Source organism: Nostoc sp. (assembly GCF_036919895.1).
Classification (GTDB): Bacteria; Cyanobacteriota; Cyanobacteriia; order Cyanobacteriales; family Nostocaceae; genus Nostoc.
In genome coordinates this window covers 1-21,488 of record NZ_JBALBW010000137.1, presented here as the reverse complement: position 1 = coordinate 21,488, position 21,488 = coordinate 1, and the positions used below count along the sequence as shown (strand labels likewise).

Below are 21,488 nucleotides of genomic sequence, written 5' to 3'. Positions count from 1 at the left end.
CTTAATTAAGGCGGTATTGCTGCCAAAAGTTTGGTTCTACTGGGCTTCCGTACTAAAGCTGCAAATGCGTAGACATCACTTCGTCTAAAATTATATGCAGGAGCAATTGGCACGCAAAAACTGCGCTATTGTGACCAAAGCCAAGTTGAACTAGCATCTAAAATTGCTAACTATGTGACAAAGCTTCTGGCTAAAATAGGGCTATGTCTGAAACTTTCACATCTGTAACTGCAACACGCCCCACGTTCATCCTCGTAGATGGACACTCCCTGGCTTATCGTTCATACTTTGCTTTCGCCAAAGGGCGAGATGGGGGACTGCGTACTAAAGCAGGGATTCCGACGAGTATATGTTTTGGTTTTGTGAAATGTCTGCTTGAGGTAATGGCAACACAACAGCCCCAAGCAATGGCGATCGCTTTTGATTTGGGTGAGGCTACTTTTCGCCACGAAGCTGACGAGACTTATAAAGCCGATCGCCCGGAAACGCCAGAAGACTTCATTCCCGACTTAGAAAATCTCCATGAGTTGCTGAGTGGCTTCAATCTACCCTTTTTCACTGCCCCTGGTTTCGAGGCTGATGATGTTTTGGGAACCTTAGCACAGCGAGTAACTGCGGCTGGTTATAAGGTGAAGATTCTCACAGGCGATCGCGATTTATTTCAACTAATCGACTCTGACAAAGAAATCACTGTTTTAAATTTTAGTCCAGATGCCATAAAACGCTCTACAAATAGCATTACGGAATTTGAAGCAGAACAAGTAAAAGAAAAAATGGGCGTTTTGCCTTCACAAATTATCGATTTTAAAGCTCTTTGTGGTGATAAATCAGATAATATTCCTGGAGTCAAGGGAATTGGGGAAAAGACAGCAGTGCAACTGCTAAATACCTATGGTTCCCTTGACAATATTTATGCAGCGTTAGATGAAATTAAAGGCGCAACTCAGAAAAAACTAGCAAATGGTAAAGAAGATGCCGATAAGTCTCGCTATTTGGCAACCATTGTTTTAGATGTTCCTATAGAAATTAATTTAGAAGATTGCAAATTAAAAGGATTTGATATAAGCGTCTTATCTCCCATTTTAGAAAAATTAGAATTCAAGTCTTTTTTAGGTAGAATCAACGACCTACAGCAACGCTTTGGTGGTCAAGTTAAAGAAAAGCCAGAAGCTAAAACAGACGCAATTAATTCTAACTCCGAATTGAAGGATGATGAAGATAATGATTTGTGGTTTTTCAGTGCTAGTGATACAGCAGCAGTTGCACAAAAATCTATTTCTCCCATTACACCACGCATCATCAACACTGAAGCAAAACTAACTGAGTTAGTGAAACTTTTGCAAACATTCACTAACCTAGAGACTCCCATTGCTTGGGATACTGAAACTACTGCTTTAGAACCAAGAGACGCTGAATTAGTAGGAATTGGTTGCTGTTGGGGAATGCAACCGGATGAAGTAGCCTATATTCCTGTGGGGCATAAAAATGGGGAAAATTTGCATAAAGATTTGGTGCTAGAAGCATTACGCCCAATTCTTGAAAGTGCTGATTATCCGAAAGCTTTACAGAATGCCAAATTTGACCGCTTAGTTCTCAAGTGTCAAGGGATTAATTTGGCGGGAGTAATGTTTGATACCATGCTGGCAAGTTACATTCTAAATCCAGACTCAAGTCATAATTTGATGGATTTAGGGCAACGATATTTGGGATTGATAGCAAAAAGTTATTTAGATTTAGTTCCTAAAGGCAAAACCATCGCTGATATAGATATTCCCGCCGTTGCAGATTACTGCGGTATGGATGCTTATTCTACCTTTGGCTTAGTGGCGAAATTGCGGGAGGAACTGGATCAAATTCCAACTTTGTCTAAGCTATTAATTGAAGTGGAACAGCCACTAGAAGAAGTTTTAGCTCAAATGGAATATACGGGTGTCCGTATTAATTCAGCTTATTTAAAAGAACTTTCGCAGCATTTGGAAATAGAGTTAGTCAGGTTAAAAGAGGAAGCAACTGAAATAGCTGGAGAAAATTTTAACTTAGGTTCTCCTAAGCAATTGAGCCAAATCTTGTTTGAAAAATTGGGATTAAGTACCAAACATTCTCGGAAAATTCAAACAGGCTTTTCTACGGACGCAGCAACACTAGAAAGACTCCAAGAAGATGATAAAAGTGGTTTTGTTGAGGCGATTATTGAATATCGCACCTTATCTAAATTAAAATCTACTTATGTTGATGCCTTACCTGCATTGGTGCGTCCAGATACGCAGCGAGTTCATACTGATTTTAATCAAGCAGCAACATCAACTGGTAGGTTATCTTCTTCTAATCCAAATTTGCAAAATATCCCCATTCGTACAGCTTTTAGTCGCCAAATTCGGAAGGCGTTTTTGCCTGAAGCTGGTTGGTTCATGGTGGCTGCTGATTACTCACAAATTGAATTGCGGATTTTGGCTCATTTGAGTCAAGAGCCGATATTAGTGCAAGCATATCAGCAAAATGAAGATGTTCACACTGTTACCGCGCGGTTAGTATTTGAAAAAGAAAATATCACCTCCGAAGAACGAGGGATGGCAAAAACTATCAATTTTGGGGTGATTTATGGCATGGGTTCTCTCAGGTTTTCGCGCTCAACTGGGATAGATAAGAATATTGCCAACGAGTTCATTAAGCGGTTTAATGAAAGATATCCGAAAGTTTTTGCATATTTAGAGCAAGTAAAAAAAGAAGCGATCGCTCTTGGTTATGTAGAAACTATTCTCGGTCGTCGTCGTTATTTTGATTTTACTAATAACAGTTTACGCAAATTAAAAGGCAGTAACCCAGAAGATATTGATTTGAGTAAATTGAAGAATTTGGGCCCTTATGATGCGGGTTTATTACGCTCGGCTGCTAATGCACCAATTCAAGGTTCCAACGCCGATATTATCAAAATTGCAATGGTGAGATTGCATGAGATTTTGAAGAACTATCAGGCACGTTTGTTGTTGCAAGTTCACGATGAATTAGTGTTTGAAATTCCCCCTGATGAGTGGGAAGAATTACAACTGCAAATTAAATCGGTGATGGAAAATGCTGTGCAGTTGAGTGTGCCATTGCTGGTAGAGGCGCGTGTTGGTGAAAATTGGATGGATACAAAGTAAGCGATTAGAAATCACGGCTACGCGGACTCCAGAAATTTGAAACCCACGGAGGTGGGTTTTGTCTGTATAGCCGCGAATTCCATTCGCCTAGTCTTAAGAGTTAACCGCCACGCTTCAATGCTGATTCAACTTGCTGTAATTCCTTCTCTAAACGATTTTTGAGTTTTTCGGGTACAGGACGATTTGGGTAAGAACTGTAGTGTCCAGCCAGGGAATTAAGGGCTGTCCGCATGGTTGTAAAGGAGCTAAGTCCAGAAACAGAGTTAACTCGCTGATAGCGAGCCGAAAAATCATTAATTTTCTGACGCGCTTCTGTTTGAACTGCTGTTTTGTCTGATGAATCTTGTGATAGATTGAGAGCTTGTCTCATAACATTGACCACAGCTAAGGTATCTTGGCGATAATCCCCAGTCAAACTATCTGGACTGCCAGAACAGCCCATTAAGCCAATAGATACAACCAAAACCAGCGCAAGCAAACGCGACCAATAGCGCTTCATATGCATTAATTAAAAGAATACGTAAATCAACGTCTATCGTATCTTGGATTGGTAACTTGGGGATCAATTCAGGGTGAAATTTTAAACGCAGAGGCACGCAGAGAATTCGCTACGAATTAATGAAATGTTGTACTTAGAGTTATGGGATTGGAGATTGAGAGGATTTAATCAACTAACTTTCCATGCCTCAATTTTTGCAATTTGAGCATTGTAATACATATCATCAGCCACAAAAAGCCGACTCCATAACCTGCAATTATGTCTGTAGGCCAATGAACTCCTAAATATAAGCGGCTAATGCCAATAGCAGCAATTAAAATAATTGTCAAACTGTAAATAAACTTGGCAAAACGAGGATAGTGAGTTGCCAATTCGTAAGAAATAAAACCATAAAGTACCATAGAACCTAGTGCATGACCACTAGGAAAACTAAAAGATTTTTCAGAAATCAAGCGATGCCATAGTTCAGGGCGAGGTTTAGAGAAAAACAACTTTAGCCCTGTATTTAAAATGAATCCTCCGAAGCAAGCAAGGACAAAAAAAATCGCTTCTTCTCGATAACGTCGCCACCAAAGTAATAATAAATTAACGCCGACAACAATGACTACTGTACTAGGATTAGCAAGATTTGTAATGAACAACATTAAATTATCTAAAATTGGATTAGCAAACTGATGTAGCCATAACAAAAAAGTAGTATCAAATGCAAAAGCTTCTCGCTCTAAAACCTCTCCAGCTATTTTTGCTAAAACAAAAAGTATCAGCAAACAACTAGTAAGTCCAACAATACCAATTGTGGCAATTAAGGCAGCCAAACGAGGATGTATATGACGCAACCAGAAATTAGAAATTTGTCGGAGCATACTTTAATTTTATTCATTATTCAATTGGATAACGCACTTTTTTCTCCTTTCGCACGGAAAAGAATAGGACAACCGCCAGCAGGATAAAGGCGATCGCAGAAGCATAGCCCCTTGGGAGTGATAGACCGCCATTTTCGATTGGTTTGGTCAGAAAATCTCCGAAGGTGGCTCCAAAGGGACGTGTAAAGATGAATGCAAGCCAGAACAGGAAAATATCGCTCAATTTTGTTACGTAGTGAAGGGCGATGACAACACCAATGACGGTAGCTGTCACAAATGCACCCTGGATATAGCTTAGTCCCAAGTTGCTTGTCAGAAAGTCACCAAAGGCTGTTCCTAAACTGTTGGAGAACACCACAGCCAGCCAGTAGGTAGTCTCTGCGTCTTTCTTGACAATAGGATAAACGCTCAGATTGCGATCGCGATAATACCAAATGGTAAGAACGCTCAATAGACAGGCTACCAGGATAAGCGATCCCAGTGCATAGCCAAGCCCAAGAGATCGATCCATCAGATCTGAAACTTCGGTTCCAGCTGTGGTTGTGGCGATGATGGCCACCCAGTAAAGGACGGGAATATATCTGTCAGCTTGAATTTGAAAAAACAGGAGAATAGCCAGAATAGCGAACGTTATGGCAAATGCTACGTAATACCCCAGTCCAAGAGACATTGAGATGAAGTCACCTGCGGTTTCGCCGAGTGTCGTAGCGATGATCTTCATGATCCAGAAGAAAATTGTGACTTTTGCAACTTTGTTCATTTCTTTTTCACAATAAAAAATAATAGGTCATCGTAGAGAATGCTGATAGTTACTGCGATTCCTGCGGCGATCGCAAATTGCCACTAAATTGTCAGATCACAACAGAAAAATGTCTAAGATTGATAAGGCGATCAATCACTAATTAGTCTTGTTTGTTAATCGTCGGTAAGAAAAGCTGGTTTTTTCTGCTTAAAGCTTAAGTAAATAATTAAGATGAGGATTATAGAAAGAAAAGTTATACTCGTTCCAGTTGTACCAAAGCCAAGTCCACCTTCTTTAACTGGTTGTGATAGTAAATCACCAATAGATGCTCCAAGGGGACGAGTTAAAATGTAAGCTATCCAAAATGCCAAGACTTCATTCACTCTGAAGTAATAATAACCAATGGTTATCATCGCAATTAAAGCGCCAAATACTAGCCCTGACTGTGCATAACCCAGCCCCGAAGCCTCTGCTAACAAATCTCCTGTTGAAGTACCCAAGGCAAACGTAAATAAAATAGCCGCCCAATAAAACAACTCTCTTTTAGCTGTATGAATGGAGTGCATAGCTAATGTTTTTTCGTTTAAATACCAAATCACAAAAACTACCGATAAGGCAACACTAAAAACTATGGTAGTTGTCACTAAGCTAACTCCGAAATCGTCTACCAATTTATCAGTAATTAGTGTACCAACGATACTTGTTAAAACAACCACAAACCAGTAACTAGCTGGAACATACCGTTTAAGCCTAAACTGATTTAAAAGCGCAATTAGCAACAAGCTACTCATAATATAAGATGTAACACTTAAACCCAGGTTCAGCGTTACTGATAAAAAATCTGCTGCTGTTTCACCTACAGTGGTTGCAAGAACCTTAATAATCCAGAAATCAATTGTAACCTTTGGAACCCTGTTTAATATTTTGTTCATAATCTTTCTCCTTCTTTATTTTTCCGTAGAAGTGAGATTACATCACATCTCAAAGTTAGTTTTTGTTGTCCTAAAATCCTTAGTTATTTTACTTATACACAACAAAAGTCAAGAAATAGTCAAGATTTGACTGAAAACAGAATTTTCTCCCGATAGAGGCACTAAAAATAACTAAAATATCTACTTAAAATTAATTTTCGCAATTTGATATTGAATTTTATAAATTGAATATTATCTTGACTATTTCTGGACTTTTATTACCTACTATGAAAATACAAACCCAGAATTACAGGAATTTTAGAAAGATGAAAACTTCAATAAAAATCATTTTGTCAGCAGTTTTTGTTGGTACTTTGGGACTTGCTGGATTGTCAAGTCCGGCACACGCTTATACTGGCGAAAGGTTGGCAAAGAATGCAAGGGTAAGTTTATCTGATGCCCGCAAAATAGCTCTCAAGGCGCATCCCGGAAAGATCACGGATCAAGAACTGGAAAAGGAAAGTGGCGGCAGCGGCTTGCGCTATTCGTTCGATATTAAGGACGGAGCTAGAACCTATGAAGTTGGTGTCGATGCGAAGACTGGAAAGGTTCTTGAAAATAGCGCTGACGGCAAAAACCCAGATTGATTATCAGCCTTTTAAATAACCTGAGTTCGGGATAAGCTGAAATCTTTATTCTGTCGTTAGTTTTGACGGCGTGGAAGCCTTATTCTTTTGTCCAAGTAATTAAATGTAAATATCGCCAGCAATTCTCATTGTGAGAATTGCTGGCGATATGTTAATGGCGAAACTAACCAATGAAACCTTAAAATCACATTGTTAAGAATAGACTTACGCAAGAACTCTCTGAAACTCTTATTCCTCCGTGTTCTCTGCGTCCTCTGTGGTTCGATTTCCGTTACCTGTGCGTAAGTCCTGAAGAAGTTGCTAAACGCACAGTAAAACAACTACCAACTCCTAATTGACTTGTAACACTAATTAATCCACCGTGATTTTGAGCAATAGCTTGAGCAATCGCTAGCCCTAAACCAGAACCACCAGACCAATAAGAACGAGACTGATCGGCTCGCCAAAAACGCTCAAAAACTTTGTCGATATACTCTGGTGCAATTCCCACGCCTGTATCTTGCACGTTGACATAAAGCTGGGAACCAACACGACTGGTTTTAATTTCAACTACGCCTCCTGATGGTGTGTAATTGAGTGCGTTTTCAACTAAATTAGTAAACAGTCGCGTTAATTGAACTGAATCACCTATTAACTGAAGATTAGTAATTAATTGAATTTTCAAGTTAATTTGTTTAGCTTCAGCTTGAAGTTTATACAGTTGGATTAGGTTCTCTAATATTGACGTTAAATTGAGAGTATCCCTATTCTGATTGGAAACTCTATCAGTGCGTGCTAGCATCAATAAGTCTTCTGTAAGGCGAGTCATCTGGTTAGTAGCATTGGCGATCGCCTGAAACTTTTCTGCATCTTTTGGCCCGATTTCTTCTGGATATTCTAGCGGTAACTCAGCATTAATTTTGATCGCCATTAATGGACTACGTAGTTCATGGGAAGCATCAGCAGTAAATTGTTTAAGCTTTGCAAAACTATCTTCAATAGGTTGCATTGCTTGACGAGTTAGTAAAATTCCGCCAATACTACTCAGAACCAAAGTTATAATAATCCCACCGCCTAATCCCCAGTCCAGTTTTTCAAGGGTTTCATTAAATTCTTCCAAAGATTGGCTTACCCTTACATACCCAACTAGCTCACCATTATCGCTAGCAAGAATTGGTACAGTCACTACTTGAATAGGAACTTTACCCGTCTGAATTTGGACTATTTTGTTTGGTAAAAAAGGTAAGGTTAAAACAGTTTTTCCTTGTTGGGTAATCAAATTTCCTTGAGGATCAAACCACTGTAATGCTTGATGAGAAGCAATTAAGTCTTGGGGACGAAAGTCACTTTCAATCGTTAAGCGACCTTTTTCAAATTCTACATTTGTAGCCGCAGCTTTCCCTATGGCTGTGAGTTTATCTGTGATTTGTTCAGTTAGGCTGTGAGTGAAAGCAAATCGGACTGCGATCGCAAATATTCCCAGCAGCGATGCGAACACTACTAAGTAAGATAACAATAAACGATATCTGATTCTTTGAAACACATTGTTTTTGTTATTTATCTGAAATTATTTTATTTTTTTCCGAGACGATAACCAATACCATAGATATTTTCAATCAGGTCTTCTGAACTTCCAAATGCTCGAAGTTTATTCCGCAAATTTGTAATATGAGTTTTAATACTCCCTTCTCCCGAAGATTTATCAAAGTCCCACAATTTATCAAGAATTGCAGAACGAGTGATAACTTGATCTGGGTTTCTTAAAAAATATTCTAATATCATATATTCTTTAGGAGTTAATAATATGATATTTCCTGCATAAGTAACCTGCTGAATTGCTGGATCTAGTTGTAAATCACCGTGGATTAAAATCTGAGGACGAATTTCTGGAGTTCTTCGAGCTAAAGCTCTGATGCGTGCTGCTAACTCTTTTAATTCAAATGGTTTAACTAAGTAATCATCAGCGCCAGCATCGAGTCCGATAATTTTATCACCTGTTGTATCTCGTGCTGTCAACATTAAAATTAGAACATTAGATGAAGTTGCGCGTAAACGCTTACATAGAGTAATTCCATCTAATTTAGGAAGCATTAAATCTAATAAAATTAGCTCATATAATGCTGATTGCGACCATTCCCAAGCTGCCAAGCCGTCGGTTGTTATATCGACAATATGGTGTTGTCGTCTTAAAAATTCGGCTAATGGCTTCGCAATGCGATCGTCATCTTCAACTATCAAAATTCTCATTATGCTCCACTTCTAAGTTAAGCGTTGAAGACTAACTCTTTTTTGCTCTCTGCTCTCTCTGTGTCACTGCGATTTAAGATTAATTTTTGAACCACAGAGGCGCAGAGAACACAGAGGGAAGAGATGGAAGAGATGGAAGAGGAATTTTTTATCGACCTTGAAAGGGCTACTATTAAATCCTAACTTTTTGATAAAGAGTATCACGTTGTTGGTAAAGTCGTCCTGAAGAAGCGATCGCAGTTTGCAAAGTTTCTACTTCCATACATGTACCACCCAAAGCACCTGCCATTGTGGTAATATGCTCTTCCATCAAGGTGCCGCCGATATCGTTGCAACCCCAAAGTAAGGCTTCGGTTGCACCAGCAAGCCCCAGTTTTACCCAACTCTGCTGATGGTTGGGAATCCAATTACCCAAGTAAATCCGTGCCACAGCGCCTAGCAGCAGTGCATCGCTTAAAACTGGTTGATCGCGTCCAACACGGCGACGTAAGGGTTTGGGCGCTTCTTGCCCAACGAAAGGTAATAAAATAAACTCTGTGATCTTTGCAGGATATCCCCGATCGATGGCAGTTTTTTGGAGCGATCGCAATTTTTCTAAATGTCCAATTTGCTGCTCGTGGGTTTCAATATGCCCAGATAACATGGTGCTGGTGGTGTGTAAGCCTAATTTATGAGCGGTGCTGACAATTTCTAGCCAAGTCGCTGTATTAATCTTCTCTGGACACAATATCCGCCTTACTTCATCGTCTAACACTTCTGCTGCTGTTCCCGGCATTGAGCCAACACCAGCATCACGCAAAGCAATAATCACATCAGCATACTCAAGTCCATCAAGTCTGGCGATAAATTCCACTTCTTGGGGAGAAAAAGCATGGAGATGAATCTGCGGAAATTCCTGTTTGATGGTTTCCACTACGTTGAGATAGTAGGGTAAAGATTTACCATTTATCTGCGCTTGTGGATTTAATCCCCCCTGCATACAGATTTCCGTCGCACCACGTCGCACTGCATCTGTCGCTTTTTCTAAAATTTGCGCCGAATCTAACCAGTATGCACCGACATCACTATCATCTCGACGGAAGGCACAAAAACTACAGTGCTGCTCACAAATATTGGTAAAGTTAATATTGCGATTAATGATGTATGTAACCGTATCGCCTGCTTGCGTGTGACGGAGTGTGTCGGATGTAGTACGGATTGCTGCGATCGCCTCTGGCTCAATTTGTTGTAACAAAACCACTCCCTCTTCGGGAGATAAGTCGTACCCCATCAAGGCCCGCTCAAGAATTTTTTCAACAGAAATTTTCGTTAGCATTTTTTTCTCAGTAAATCTTAATTTTACAATCTTGTAAAAAATAAAATTCTACTTAATAAATATACCAAGGTCTGGAGAATCCCATGCTCGAAGATAAGTTTTACCTTTAAAATTAATTTCTTGATATTTACTGTGCTTACTTTTTTTTGTTTCCATCGAAATAATTCCACACGGTTCAAAATCTTTATAATAATCCTTTTTTTCTAAGACTGCCGAAATATTAGTTACATTAATATGTTGAATTTTAACAATTTCTTGATTATTTTGCCGCCAAAGTACCCAAAAAGGATATTCCCAAGGGTCATTTCCCATTGATAACCCAATATTCGAGCATTTCTTTGAATTTAAAAACTCAACTGCTCCTGTATAAGTAGTTTTCAAGTATGGTCTATTAGTGAAATACTGCTCAACTCTACTCATTTGGAATATATTATTGCTATCAAGAATAGGTCTAAACCTGTTAACAAATACCCAAGGTAATGAGGATATCAGCAAAAATATTACTATAATAATTGCTATTTTTGGCTTTTTCAGCTTGGATAAAACAATCCCTAAAAATGGAGATAATAGTACAAAAAAAGGGAAATGTAGACGACTATTCCAAGCTTGCCATTTTACAAAGTAGCAAAATATAATAAATGTAGATAGTACCGTAATCAAATAATCAAAAATGTACCTTTGTTTCCGAATCTCTTTTCGAGTCATAAAAATTATCACACATATTATTATCAATACTAGATGTACTAAATTACCAGCACTATTTTCATTACCAGATATTCCGATTGTTGACCAGCCTCCTGGGACAAAAAATGTTTTTGAGAAAGTTGTCCGAGGATCGTTTACATCGACACCAATAAATATATGGATAATTTGAATTAATCTATTTGCTATTCCATTCCATAAACCAACTGGTGTACCTATATGTAAAGCAATATTTCTGAGAACATTAGAAAAAAGTATATTAATACCATATACTTCATTGCTATAATTACCTGGTTCCCCAAGCGGTGAAGCGAATAAATTATAATTGCGTAAATAGTGACCAAGATTAAGCAATAAAGATATACTTCCTACTATCAAAGCTGGTTTCCATACTTTCCAACGTAAACGTTTAATCTGGAATAAACCAAACCAAATCAAAAAGGGGAAAATGTAAAAATAAGCAGTTCCCTTGCTCAAAATGGCTAGTCCTATACTGCTACCAATTTTGAATGAGTTCATTAAAATATCACTAGTTTCTGCTTGGATAGCTGATAGCAAGTAGTAAGCAAGACAAACTACCCAAAATGAAAGTACGTAATCATTTTGAGTACTTGAAGCTTGCAAGATTCCCATAGGAATTGTTGCAGTTACAACAGCAGAGAAAACCTGACCTCGGATATCTGCTCCAAGTTTTTTAGCAATTAATGAGACTGCAATAATAGAGCCAATCATACTGAACCATTGAACTAAATTAGAGAAGTAGTCACCACCACTCAAGATTTGAAAATGCAAAATCACGAACTCCGACCAAGGGTTTTGATATAGCTGTGGAGTATAATTTGTTGGATAATAAGCAACGCTATGATTTTGTATCCAATGAGCAACACGGCTCATGTGATAGTCCATAGAATCCCAGTTATTTGGGGGTGCGATGATAGCAATTAATCCAACTGTTGCGACAACGAAACCTATACCAAATAATAAATTTATCAGGGATGGAATTTGAATATTTACTTTAGAAGATTTATTTTGCTCTAATATCTTAGGGTTTTGGTAATTTAACCGAAAGCACATATAAATTAATATGATACATATCGATGCCCAAGTTGTTAATCCACTGCCAAAGTTAATTAATTGAAAAATATTCAAAAATTCGGTGATTGCAACAATGAGAATCCCCCAGTAAGTAGATGTCAATATTAGAGATTCACGCCACTGTTTACGATTTTTATTAATTAACAAAAAAATAGAAATTAAAGAAATTAGAGGCAAAAATATAGACATAATACATACCAACTGTTGTTTTGAATATTTAACAACTAGAATGATTTACTGGTCGAATTTAATCAATGTTTGACAGCTATAGCAATGCGGTTTGATTTTTGAATACTATTTATACATATATCAGACAATAAATACACTTAAAATTTCTAAATTTCCCTAGAGTTTTATGGAACTGATTCTCGCTTGAACTAAATTTAACAATTTACCTAGTAGTTTGGAAGCACTAAAAAATTATTGACAATAATTATTAATTCCTCTAATATCTAAAAGCAATTGCAAATCTTTTGCAACTCATTTTTGGTGCTAACCGTAACTAAATGTCATGCCCCACAACTTTGCTCTAGGTAACGGAAAGCCTTGGAGCCGCCGTCAATTATTGAAACTGGGCCTAGCAGGTGCTGGAATGACTGGTGCTGCCGGACTTTGGCAGATGCTAAATCTACAAAGTAAGTCGATCGTCAAAGTGCCACCACTCGATAGGTCAGCACCAGACGATGCTACTAACCCGATGAAGATGTTAAGGGATTTTGATTATGGGACGGTAAAGCAGGAAAATGGGCGGACTATCCGGGAATTTCAGGTAACTGCGGGTACTTCCATAATAAAACTTAATAGTGCTGTCTCTTACAACATCTGGGATTTAAACGGTCGCATACCAGGGCCAACGCTACGGGCAAAACAGGGCGATCGCATTCGGGTACTATTTCTGAATAATGCGGGACATTCTCATTCTTTGCATTTTCATGGCGTTCATCCAGCAGAAATGGATGGTGTTCGCCCAATCAGGAATGGTAGTGCCACTATTTATGAATTTGATGCTGAACCTTATGGTGTACACCTGTACCACTGTCATATTGAACCAGTCACCCGTCACATTGCTAAGGGACTGTATGGGATGTTTATCATCGATCCACCGACTCCCCGTCCCCCAGCTGATGAGATTGTACTAGTGATGGGTGGATATGACGTAAATGATGATAGTCATAATGATTATTATGCCTTTAATGGTCTGCCCCACTATTACATGCATAATCCCATTCGTATTTACAAAGATCAGTTGATTCGGCTATATGTTCTCAACATCATTGAATACGATCCGGCAGTGACGTTTCATCTCCACGCCAACTTCTTTGATGTCTATCGTTATGGTATGAGTATGACTCCTAGCGAGAAAACAGATGTGATTACGATGGGTGTAGCAGAAAGGCACATCTTAGAATTCGCTTTTCGCTACCCAGGTAAGTATATGTTCCATCCCCATCAGGATGCGATCGCAGAAAACGGTTGCATGGGCCAATTTGAAGTAATTGCTGACAGTACCTCTCAAAAACCTGTTGAAAAATCTTAATTTAGATAACTTGTAATTGATTTCTTAAAGTTTTAGAGCAATTAGTTGATAAGAGTTGTCATTATATGTCAAAGTAAAGTCTATGACAAGATGTCAAACAAACTAGCTTTTAGTGATAGTTTGAAATGTTTCAATTAATACTTTTTTAGTTGTGTGAGGAGCAAAGATGATAAGACTTCGTTATATCTGTTTGACTTTTGCGACTGCGGCAATAATTACCTTGAGTTCCTGTAGCAGTACACCAACAGCAGAAAATCCATCAGCACCAGTTGCTAGTACTCCAACCACAGAAGCAGTAAGTAGTAACAGTCATAGCGGTCACGCTAGCAAAGAAAAAATTAATATTAACACTGCTATATTGTCAGAGTTAGATAAACTTGAAGCCAAACTAGGTGTTCCAGCTTTATCTAATAAAATCCAGGCAAATCGTCCTTATGGCAATCCAGAAGATTTAGTTACTAAAAAAGTAATTACTCAAGAGCAGTTCGACCAAATTAAAGAGCAGGTTGGTGTTCAAGAAGTCGTACTCACAGGTGAAGCAAAAGATGTTGACTACATGAGTAAGTTGGGCTTAATGAAAGGGCATCTTTTAGTAGCAAAAGAACTGCTAGAGCAAAATCAGCCGAAACAGGCAGAGCCTCATATTGGACATCCAGTTGAAGAAATTTATGTTGATGTAGAAGATCAACTTAATGAGCGCAAAGTCAAAGAATTTAAGACAACATTGGTGAGTTTGCAAGATTTAGTGAAATCTAGTCCTAAGGATAGCAAAGTTAAAACTAATTTTACTTCTTCAGTGCAAGCAGTTGACGGAGCGATCGCAGCTTTGCCAGAAGCTCAACGCTCAAAACCAGGATTTGTACTACAGGTAATTAACGAACTACTAGATTCAGCTAACTCTGAATATGGCGCTGCGATCGCAAATGGTAAAATAACCGCCCCAATTGAGTATCAAGACTCCCGTGGTTTTGTGTTTTACGCCAATGATTTATACAAAGGAATTTCTAGTCAAGTCGCTCAAGCAGATCCCGAAGCGCATAAAGCGATCGATGCTAGTTTCGCTGAACTCATAAAAGTTTGGCCTACCGCCATCCCACCTGCTAAATCAGTCAAAACACCTAGTGATGTTACCAAGCTGGTGAAAACCATTGAGGAAAACTCTCAAAAAGTGGTTGACAAATCCAATACCAAAGCATAACGATAACACTTTCTTTTAATGGAAAGCAGATGGTAATAAGTTTAAAATGATGAAATCGTTAGGAGTTACGAATTAAAAATTACGTTAGCGTAGCCCATTATGAATTACGAACTCCTAACTAGTTGCGCTCCATTCGTTACTTGAACTAACAACTGATGCAAGAACTAGACCAGAAAAAGACCATTGACTTGCTGAACGCCATCATGGAATTTGAACTAGCAGGGGTAGTGCGCTATACCCATTATTCTTTGATGGTGACTGGTCCTAACCGTATTCCAATTGTGGCTTTTTTCAAAGCACAGGCAAGCGAATCTTTACTTCATGCCGAACAAGTAGGAGAAATTCTTACCGGTTTAGATGGGCATCCCTCATTGAAAATTGCCCCAATGGAAGAAACTTACCAGCATAAAGTCAAGGATATCTTAGAAGAAAGCTTATCCCACGAAAAAAAGGCATTGGATCTGTATAAAAATCTGCTCGAAACTGTCACCAATGCTAGTATTTATCTTGAAGAATTCGCTCGCGGCATGATTGGTCAAGAAGAGATGCATAATCTCGAACTGAAAAAGATGCTACGCGATTTTGGTTAATAGTCATTAGTCATTGTTCATTAGTCATTGGTCATTAGTCATTGGTCGTTAGTCAAAAACAAATTTAAAAGACGAAAGACAACTGACTAATGACAAAGGACAACTGACTAATGACAAAAGACAAAGGACAAAGGACAAAAGATGAATTTTACTACTGCTCTACCTACTTTTGTAATCACACTCCGAGAAGGAGTGGAAGCGGCCCTTGTTGTTGGTATTGTGCTAGCTTTGCTGAAAAAAGCTAAACAATCTCGACTTAACTCTTGGGTATATGCTGGTATCGGCGTTGGCATTGTCGTTAGTGCCTTAATAGGTGTGCTATTCAGTTGGGTAATTCAAATACTGGGAGCCGCGAATCCTCAATACACCTCCGTCGTTGAGCCAGCCTTGGAAGGTGTGTTTAGCGTATTAGCGATCGCAATGCTCAGTTGGATGCTAATCTGGATGACCAAACAAGCCAGATTCATGAAAGCTACAGTTGAAGGGGCAGTAACAGAAGCGCTGACACAAAACTCAAATGCTGGTTGGGGTGTTTTTACTTTAATTTTAGTTGCTGTTGTCCGCGAAGGCTTTGAAACTGTTCTGTTCGTTGCTGCTAATTTTCAACAGGGATTAATGCCAGCATTGGGTGCTATTGGTGGTTTAGTAGGGGCAACTGCCATTGGGGTGCTGCTATTTAAATGGGGTGTCAAAATTAACATCCGCCAGTTTTTCCAAGTAATGGGCGTTTTATTAGTGTTGATTGTGGCTGGGTTGGTAGTTTCAGGCTTGAAACATTTTGACGAAGCTGTGGCTAACCTTTCTCTTAGCAGTCGTGCCACAGAAAGCCTTTGTTTCTATTACGAACGCTTTACTAAAGTCCATTCCTGTATTTTGGGGCCAATGGTTGCAAATACTTCCACAATCTTGCCTGACGAACAGTTTCCTGGCATTATTCTCAAATCTTTATTTGGTTATAGAGACAATCTCTATCTTGTGCAAGCAGTGGGATATATGACCTTTTTACTCACAATTGGAGGACTGTATTTCCGCAGCCTTGGAGGTGCTTCTCCTGAAGGTAAAAGAAATACCTCCTTTGGCCAAAAACCGATTAGTTCTGCAAAAGATTAAAAGCACAATTAGTTGTCTCGGACAAAAAAATCTTGATTCATCCCCTAGTGTTTGAGTTACATATTGCGACTCAAACACTAATTTATTGAACTTGCAAATAATGCTTGAAAAATGAATTGCTTAATTATTTTTTAGCAAAAAAACTACAAAAATGCTTTGCAGTAGTTCTTTTGATTTTAATGTTGAAGTAATCACATTAATTGTAGAATTCAGATTGTCTTACTATCGAGTACATACATCTACAAGACGCTTTTGGAAAATAGGTTCTCTAGTGTTAACTTGACACTCTTTTTCTCCAATTTCCTTGCGGGTTATTATAAATCCTATAAAAATTTTATCTTGTTGTAATTCAAATCTGCAAATAGCATCATCAGAAGTAATAAAACTTGGTTCCAAATTCTCATAAACACTAAAAATCTTACCATTTGGACATTCTACTCGCTCAACAAGGTTAATATGATTACCTAGAGCTAATTGTAGGAGAAATACAAAAAAAATGAAACAGCCAAAAAATCCTGCTACTAGAATACTAAAAAACTTTAGTAAGTCTTCTTTGAACAAAAAGCTATTGATAAATAGCAATAAAGGTACGATATAAAAATATAGTGTGGTAATTTTGTTGAATAGGTCAAACTCGAAAACAATTTTGCTTGACCAACTTAAATCCCAGTTCAAAATGAGTGGTATTAGACTAACTACAATAGCACCTAAGTTGTCTGAGGGTCTATTAAGTCTACTTATAAAGAACCAACGAAACCATCGCCAAAAGTTTTTGATAAGTTTAGCTATCTGCATTTATAAATACAGGTATTTATAACTAAATAATACTCCTTAATGATAGGGCGAAGCCATCGCTATTGTCATCACCTCCGCGAAATGTATCCTTGATTTAATGCGACGTTCTCCCATTATTGAGCTAAGTACCCTGTGGTGCAAACAACACTTGCTTAAGCTGCTGACAAGCTTTTTCAATTGCATCTATACTACCTGGATTCACCAAACCAAAATAATCAAATATATAGACTCGGTTATTTTTAGTTGCTTGTAGTTGCTGCCAAAAAGATTCTTTTTTCAGCGAATCTAAAAGTGCTGCCTCTGAATTTCCTTGCGGGGGATTAACCAAAATTATCACCTCTGGATTTGCTTCTAAAACTTTCTCAGCCGAAAGCGTTACATAGCCACCAATTGGACTTTTTCCTTGTAAATCTGCGGCGATATTTTTCACCTGGAATTTCGCCAACAAATCCCCTGCCCAACTATTTTTATTCGGTGCTAAAATTGGTTGGCGACTAACCAGCGCTAGAGTAGAAAAACCCGGAGTTGGTTTTTCTGGCAAGAAAGTTTTGTAACGATTTAACAAAGGCTGAGGATCGGTATCAATTTTTTTAGCAAGAATTTTAGTAAGTTCTTCTAGAGATTCCCAGTTATTCACCTTAGTGAGCAAAGTCGGAATTCCTAGCTGCTGAAGTTTTTGAATTGGGATGCTAGAAAAACCTTCTGCACCAATAACTAAATCGGGTTTGAGTGCTACCACTTTTTCTAAGTTTGGTGGGTTTTGTCCTTCGCTAACACGGGGAATATCTTTGAATCTTGAGTCATTATTAAATAATTTACTACCAGTGATGCCGACAATTTTTGTTGAATTAAGTCGAGAGATAATGTCAGCAGAAAGAGAAGAAAGAGCAACAACTCTTTTTACAGATTTTTTTGGTAGTTGTTGAGAGTTTGTGTTTGTTGTCTCAGTAGAGTTTGTGACTTTTATTTGTGGTTGCTGAGTGGTTGCAGTCGTGCAAGCAGCTAAAACTATACTCATCAAAAGTGCTAAAGCAGATAAGAGCCAGCGACGATACATATTAAAATTCCTTCTGGGGTAAGAATTGCATAAGAAGTATACTCAGAACCACATTCAAAAATCGCAAATGTAGCTTTTAGTAATATAGCTATAAAGTACCAAGCGGGAGCAAGAAGCCTGAGAATGAAAAGATATGGCTAATGACAAGAGCTAAAAATCAGGTTATTCTTGTTTCAAAAAAAGTATTGCTTTGGCAGATTTTCACTAACCAAGGTAGTGGCGAAATCTACTCAATAGTAAAGCAAACTTGCTTTAGATACAGATGTTTTTTACTTCTCTGTATGGGTTTATGTCTTTATATAAAGAATGCAGCAACACAAACAGGGCTTTGGCAGTCTATAAAAAATAGGTTTTAAAACTCTTACTGCTTAACTATATAATTCGATACACGTTGCCCACAATTATCGGAATTGGGGTCGATGATTATTGTGTCCATCTACTGGTAGGTATGTCTAACCATCCTTTGAACGTTGCAAGATCGACATTATTTTGGCGGCATCTATTCGCTGTTGTTTTCACTACTAGTTCGTTGCTCCCCAACTTTGGAAACGAACCAGCAAGGGCGCAAGCAACCCAATATTGTCAGTTATCATCATCGGCGGCGAAAGAAAAAGAAAACTTACGTTTATCAGCGCTCAAAGGCAATCAAGATGCCCAAACCCGCTACCAAAACTTACTAAAAAAACAGGCACAGGATTTACAGGAGTGCCGCACTCGGACTTGGCCACAAATCCAAGCTGTCTGGTTACGCTTGTACCCCTGTGATATTCGGCCAGGAATAATCGATCAGATTATGGATCGGATTGTCAACCGTGGCTATAACGAAGTTTATTTGGAAGTATTTTATGATGGGCAGGTATTATTACCAGCAAAAGCTAACCCGACGGTTTGGCCTTCTGTAATTCGCACTCCAGGGACAGAAAATACCGATATACTCGCTACAGCAATTAAAAAAGGTCGGCAACGCGGTTTGAAGGTCTATGCCTGGATGTTTACTAACAATTTCGGCTATACTTACGCCCAGCGCCGAGATAGAGAAAGTGCGATCGCTCGCAATGGTAAAGGTCAAACCAGCCTATATGTCGTAGATAATGGCTCTCAAGTATTTATCGACCCCTACAACTCGCAAGCAAAAAGCGACTATTACCAATTAGTAAAAGAAATTTTGCGCCGTCGTCCAGATGGTTTGCTATTAGACTACGTGCGCTATCCCCGCCAAGCCGGAAGTAATTCCATCGCCACAAAAGTTTCAGATTTATGGCTATATAGTCCCGCAACCCAAGAAGCTTTATTTAAACGGGCGCTTAATTACAAAGGGCTGGACTTAATTCGCCGCTATTTGAGCAAGGGATATGTCACCGCCGGAGATGTAGCGGATGTTGATAAACTTTATCCTCAAGAAGGCGAACCCCTCTGGCAAGGACGTATTCTCCCACCAGGTCAAAAAGCAATCCTACCTGCAACTGACAGACAACCGCTTTTACAATGGGAGTTATGGCAGCTAGCAGTTGCCCACGCCATGCAAGGAATTCTAGATTTTGTCAACATAGCCAGTTACCCAGCCAAGCAGCAAGGTGTTTCCACGGGAGTAGTGTTTTTCCCTGATGGCAACCAAACTGTAGGACAAGGATATGATTCTCGCTTGCAACCTTGGGATCGGTTTCCCACTACATTGCAGTGGCATCCTATGGCTTATGGGAATTGCGGTAATGTTAGTTGTATTGTGACGCAAGTGCAACGAGTTTTGAGTATGGCAAAACCGGGTACGCAGATAATCCCTGCTTTAGCCGGCAAATGGGGAGAATCTGTTAGTAATCGTCCATCCCTAGAAGCGCAAATGCAAGCACTCCGACAATACGCCCCGCAACTGAAGGGAGTTAGCCATTTTGCCTATTCTTGGCAATACCCTGAGAATGATAACGATCGCAAATTTTGTCGTATTCGGTAAATAGCAGAGGTTCAATTTCGCCAATCACCCAATTGTGTCGTCAGAAAATAGCGGACATGATCTACAAATCATGGGCCCCAATTGTGGGTTCCATGTCCCATACCAGGAACAACATAACAGTCACCATCCAGAAAGCGCCTAGCGCAAGCACGAGCATCTTTAATGTTCACAATGCGATCGCTAGAGCGCCGGTCGAGTAGAGAGTATTGACAAATTAAAAAGACTATGAAGCAGGAATGAGCGACGAATTTTCTGGTGTCATGTGGGACATACGAGCAAGAACATGAAGATTGTGAACAACAGCCATTCTGCGGAGATCAAAAAGGTTTTTCCGCAGACCAAGATAGCGAGCCTGGTCTCCTTGCCAGTGACCAATATGAGCTAAACTATGCTCAACACTGACACGTTCACGGAGTTGAGCGCGTCCTGCAAAAGAAGTTTGACGCTCTCGGAGTTCAAAGAGTAAAGATTCATCAGGATGAATGGAAATGGTTCGACCATGTTTGCTGGTAGTGCATTGAGTATGTAGGGGACAAGGAAGACATTGATGTTTTGGAAAGTGGACAACACCGCCTTCATGAAAGGGCAAACTGATATTGTATCTTTTGTCAACTACTTTTACTCGACCGGCGCTCTAGCGCCCACTAAAAAGCTCAGGCTTTTGGTTTTGAGCTTATTTCTCAACCCGCAGTAAATCTGGTTTCTTAGAAGAAGGATAAAATACTTTGGAATAACGTAAATAAGTAAAGTCCCAATATATATAAATCCAAACTAAAAACTCAAAACTTATATTTCAGATCAAATTGTTCTGATGTTCGTTTCTGTGAATTAATAGCTATCAATTTATTCCCGAAGTTAGGATATAATGAGGCATCATTACTAATTGTAATTACACCTTGAAAAATATCGAAAATTTTTATATAACATCTCAAAGAATTATTAAATTTTAATAAACTGCCAACATGAATATTGTTTTTATAATGATCATCATATAAATAGGGAAACCAAGATTTTTCTCTATAGAACCCATTTGGTATCTAATTTATCGCTAGGCGTTTGAGCATCAGTCGGATGAAACAAAGATTGACCTTAGCGGTTGCGTTGTCGAGCGTT

The 21,488-nt window shown here is 38.9% G+C and carries 17 protein-coding genes and 1 pseudogene; 7 read left to right on the top strand and 11 right to left on the bottom strand.

The window, feature by feature from the left end; all coding sequences use genetic code 11:
- Nucleotides 1-203 precede the first annotated feature (203 nt).
- Nucleotides 204-3,140: a DNA polymerase I gene (polA, locus tag V7K55_RS26920; protein WP_334836359.1), complete on the top strand. Its 2,937-nt coding sequence runs from the start codon at nt 204-206 to the stop codon at nt 3,138-3,140.
- 100 nt (nt 3,141-3,240) lie between these two features.
- Here the strand turns inward: polA and psb27 are convergent, their stop codons facing one another.
- From psb27 to V7K55_RS26900, 4 genes are all read right to left on the bottom strand, one after another.
- Nucleotides 3,241-3,645 carry a photosystem II protein Psb27 gene (gene psb27, locus V7K55_RS26915; RefSeq protein ID WP_334836357.1) on the bottom strand — a complete coding sequence of 135 codons (405 nt, stop codon included), beginning with the start codon at nt 3,643-3,645 and terminating at the stop codon, nt 3,241-3,243.
- A 158-nt stretch (nt 3,646-3,803) separates the two neighbouring features.
- Complete coding sequence (locus tag V7K55_RS26910) at nt 3,804-4,502, bottom strand: phosphatase PAP2 family protein (RefSeq protein WP_334836354.1); 699 nt, start codon at nt 4,500-4,502, stop codon at nt 3,804-3,806.
- A gap of 16 nt (nt 4,503-4,518) precedes the next feature.
- Nucleotides 4,519-5,262 (bottom strand): COG4705 family protein, encoded by a 744-nt coding sequence (locus V7K55_RS26905; RefSeq protein WP_334836352.1) that lies wholly within the window; start codon nt 5,260-5,262, stop codon nt 4,519-4,521.
- A gap of 155 nt (nt 5,263-5,417) precedes the next feature.
- Nucleotides 5,418-6,176 carry a COG4705 family protein gene (locus V7K55_RS26900; protein ID WP_334836350.1) on the bottom strand — a complete coding sequence of 253 codons (759 nt, stop codon included), beginning with the start codon at nt 6,174-6,176 and terminating at the stop codon, nt 5,418-5,420.
- 305 nt (nt 6,177-6,481) lie between these two features.
- Between V7K55_RS26900 and V7K55_RS26895 the strand changes: the two genes are divergently transcribed.
- Entirely contained in the window at nt 6,482-6,802 is a 321-nt protein-coding gene (locus V7K55_RS26895; RefSeq protein ID WP_334836348.1) for a PepSY domain-containing protein, read from the top strand.
- A 271-nt stretch (nt 6,803-7,073) separates the two neighbouring features.
- Here V7K55_RS26895 and V7K55_RS26890 read toward each other — a convergent pair whose 3' ends face one another.
- The 4 genes from V7K55_RS26890 to V7K55_RS26875 form a co-directional block, all read right to left on the bottom strand.
- Nucleotides 7,074-8,324 (bottom strand): HAMP domain-containing sensor histidine kinase, encoded by a 1,251-nt coding sequence (locus V7K55_RS26890; protein WP_334836346.1) that lies wholly within the window; start codon nt 8,322-8,324, stop codon nt 7,074-7,076.
- A gap of 29 nt (nt 8,325-8,353) precedes the next feature.
- Nucleotides 8,354-9,028, bottom strand: coding sequence for a response regulator transcription factor (locus tag V7K55_RS26885; RefSeq protein WP_334836344.1), 675 nt, complete (start codon nt 9,026-9,028; stop codon nt 8,354-8,356).
- A gap of 172 nt (nt 9,029-9,200) precedes the next feature.
- Nucleotides 9,201-10,343 (bottom strand): 7,8-didemethyl-8-hydroxy-5-deazariboflavin synthase subunit CofH, encoded by a 1,143-nt coding sequence (gene cofH / locus V7K55_RS26880; protein WP_334836342.1) that lies wholly within the window; start codon nt 10,341-10,343, stop codon nt 9,201-9,203.
- A gap of 48 nt (nt 10,344-10,391) precedes the next feature.
- A complete protein-coding gene (locus tag V7K55_RS26875; protein ID WP_334836340.1) occupies nt 10,392-12,329 on the bottom strand; it encodes an ArnT family glycosyltransferase in 1,938 nt (645 codons plus the stop codon).
- A gap of 322 nt (nt 12,330-12,651) precedes the next feature.
- Here V7K55_RS26875 and V7K55_RS26870 point away from each other — a divergent pair, with 322 nt between their 5' ends.
- The 4 genes from V7K55_RS26870 (at nt 12,652) to V7K55_RS26855 (ending at nt 16,575) form a co-directional block, all read left to right on the top strand.
- Nucleotides 12,652-13,677: a multicopper oxidase domain-containing protein gene (locus V7K55_RS26870; protein ID WP_334836337.1), complete on the top strand. Its 1,026-nt coding sequence runs from the start codon at nt 12,652-12,654 to the stop codon at nt 13,675-13,677.
- A 166-nt stretch (nt 13,678-13,843) separates the two neighbouring features.
- Nucleotides 13,844-14,875 carry a ComEA family DNA-binding protein gene (locus tag V7K55_RS26865; protein WP_334836335.1) on the top strand — a complete coding sequence of 344 codons (1,032 nt, stop codon included), beginning with the start codon at nt 13,844-13,846 and terminating at the stop codon, nt 14,873-14,875.
- Nucleotides 14,876-15,030: 155 nt separating this feature from the next.
- Nucleotides 15,031-15,465, top strand: a complete 435-nt coding sequence (locus V7K55_RS26860) for a ferritin-like domain-containing protein (protein ID WP_094339640.1) — start codon at nt 15,031-15,033, stop codon at nt 15,463-15,465.
- 141 nt (nt 15,466-15,606) lie between these two features.
- Complete coding sequence (locus tag V7K55_RS26855; RefSeq protein WP_334836333.1) at nt 15,607-16,575, top strand: FTR1 family iron permease; 969 nt, start codon at nt 15,607-15,609, stop codon at nt 16,573-16,575.
- A 222-nt stretch (nt 16,576-16,797) separates the two neighbouring features.
- Here V7K55_RS26855 and V7K55_RS26850 read toward each other — a convergent pair whose 3' ends face one another.
- Together V7K55_RS26850 and V7K55_RS26845 are read right to left on the bottom strand one after the other, a co-directional pair.
- The gene (locus V7K55_RS26850) at nt 16,798-17,136 is read right to left on the bottom strand and encodes a hypothetical protein (protein ID WP_334836331.1); all 339 of its coding nucleotides are present in this window, start codon (nt 17,134-17,136) and stop codon (nt 16,798-16,800) included.
- A 355-nt stretch (nt 17,137-17,491) separates the two neighbouring features.
- A complete protein-coding gene (locus tag V7K55_RS26845) occupies nt 17,492-18,427 on the bottom strand; it encodes an ABC transporter substrate-binding protein (RefSeq protein ID WP_334836329.1) in 936 nt (311 codons plus the stop codon).
- A 448-nt stretch (nt 18,428-18,875) separates the two neighbouring features.
- On the opposite strand from V7K55_RS26845, the gene V7K55_RS26840 reads away from it, so the two are divergent.
- Nucleotides 18,876-20,375, top strand: coding sequence for a family 10 glycosylhydrolase (locus tag V7K55_RS26840; protein WP_334836327.1), 1,500 nt, complete (start codon nt 18,876-18,878; stop codon nt 20,373-20,375).
- Nucleotides 20,376-20,598: 223 nt separating this feature from the next.
- Here V7K55_RS26840 and V7K55_RS26835 read toward each other — a convergent pair.
- Nucleotides 20,599-20,961: pseudogene (locus V7K55_RS26835) on the bottom strand (transposase); the annotation flags it as partial.
- Between the last annotated feature and the right edge of the window lie 527 nt (nt 20,962-21,488).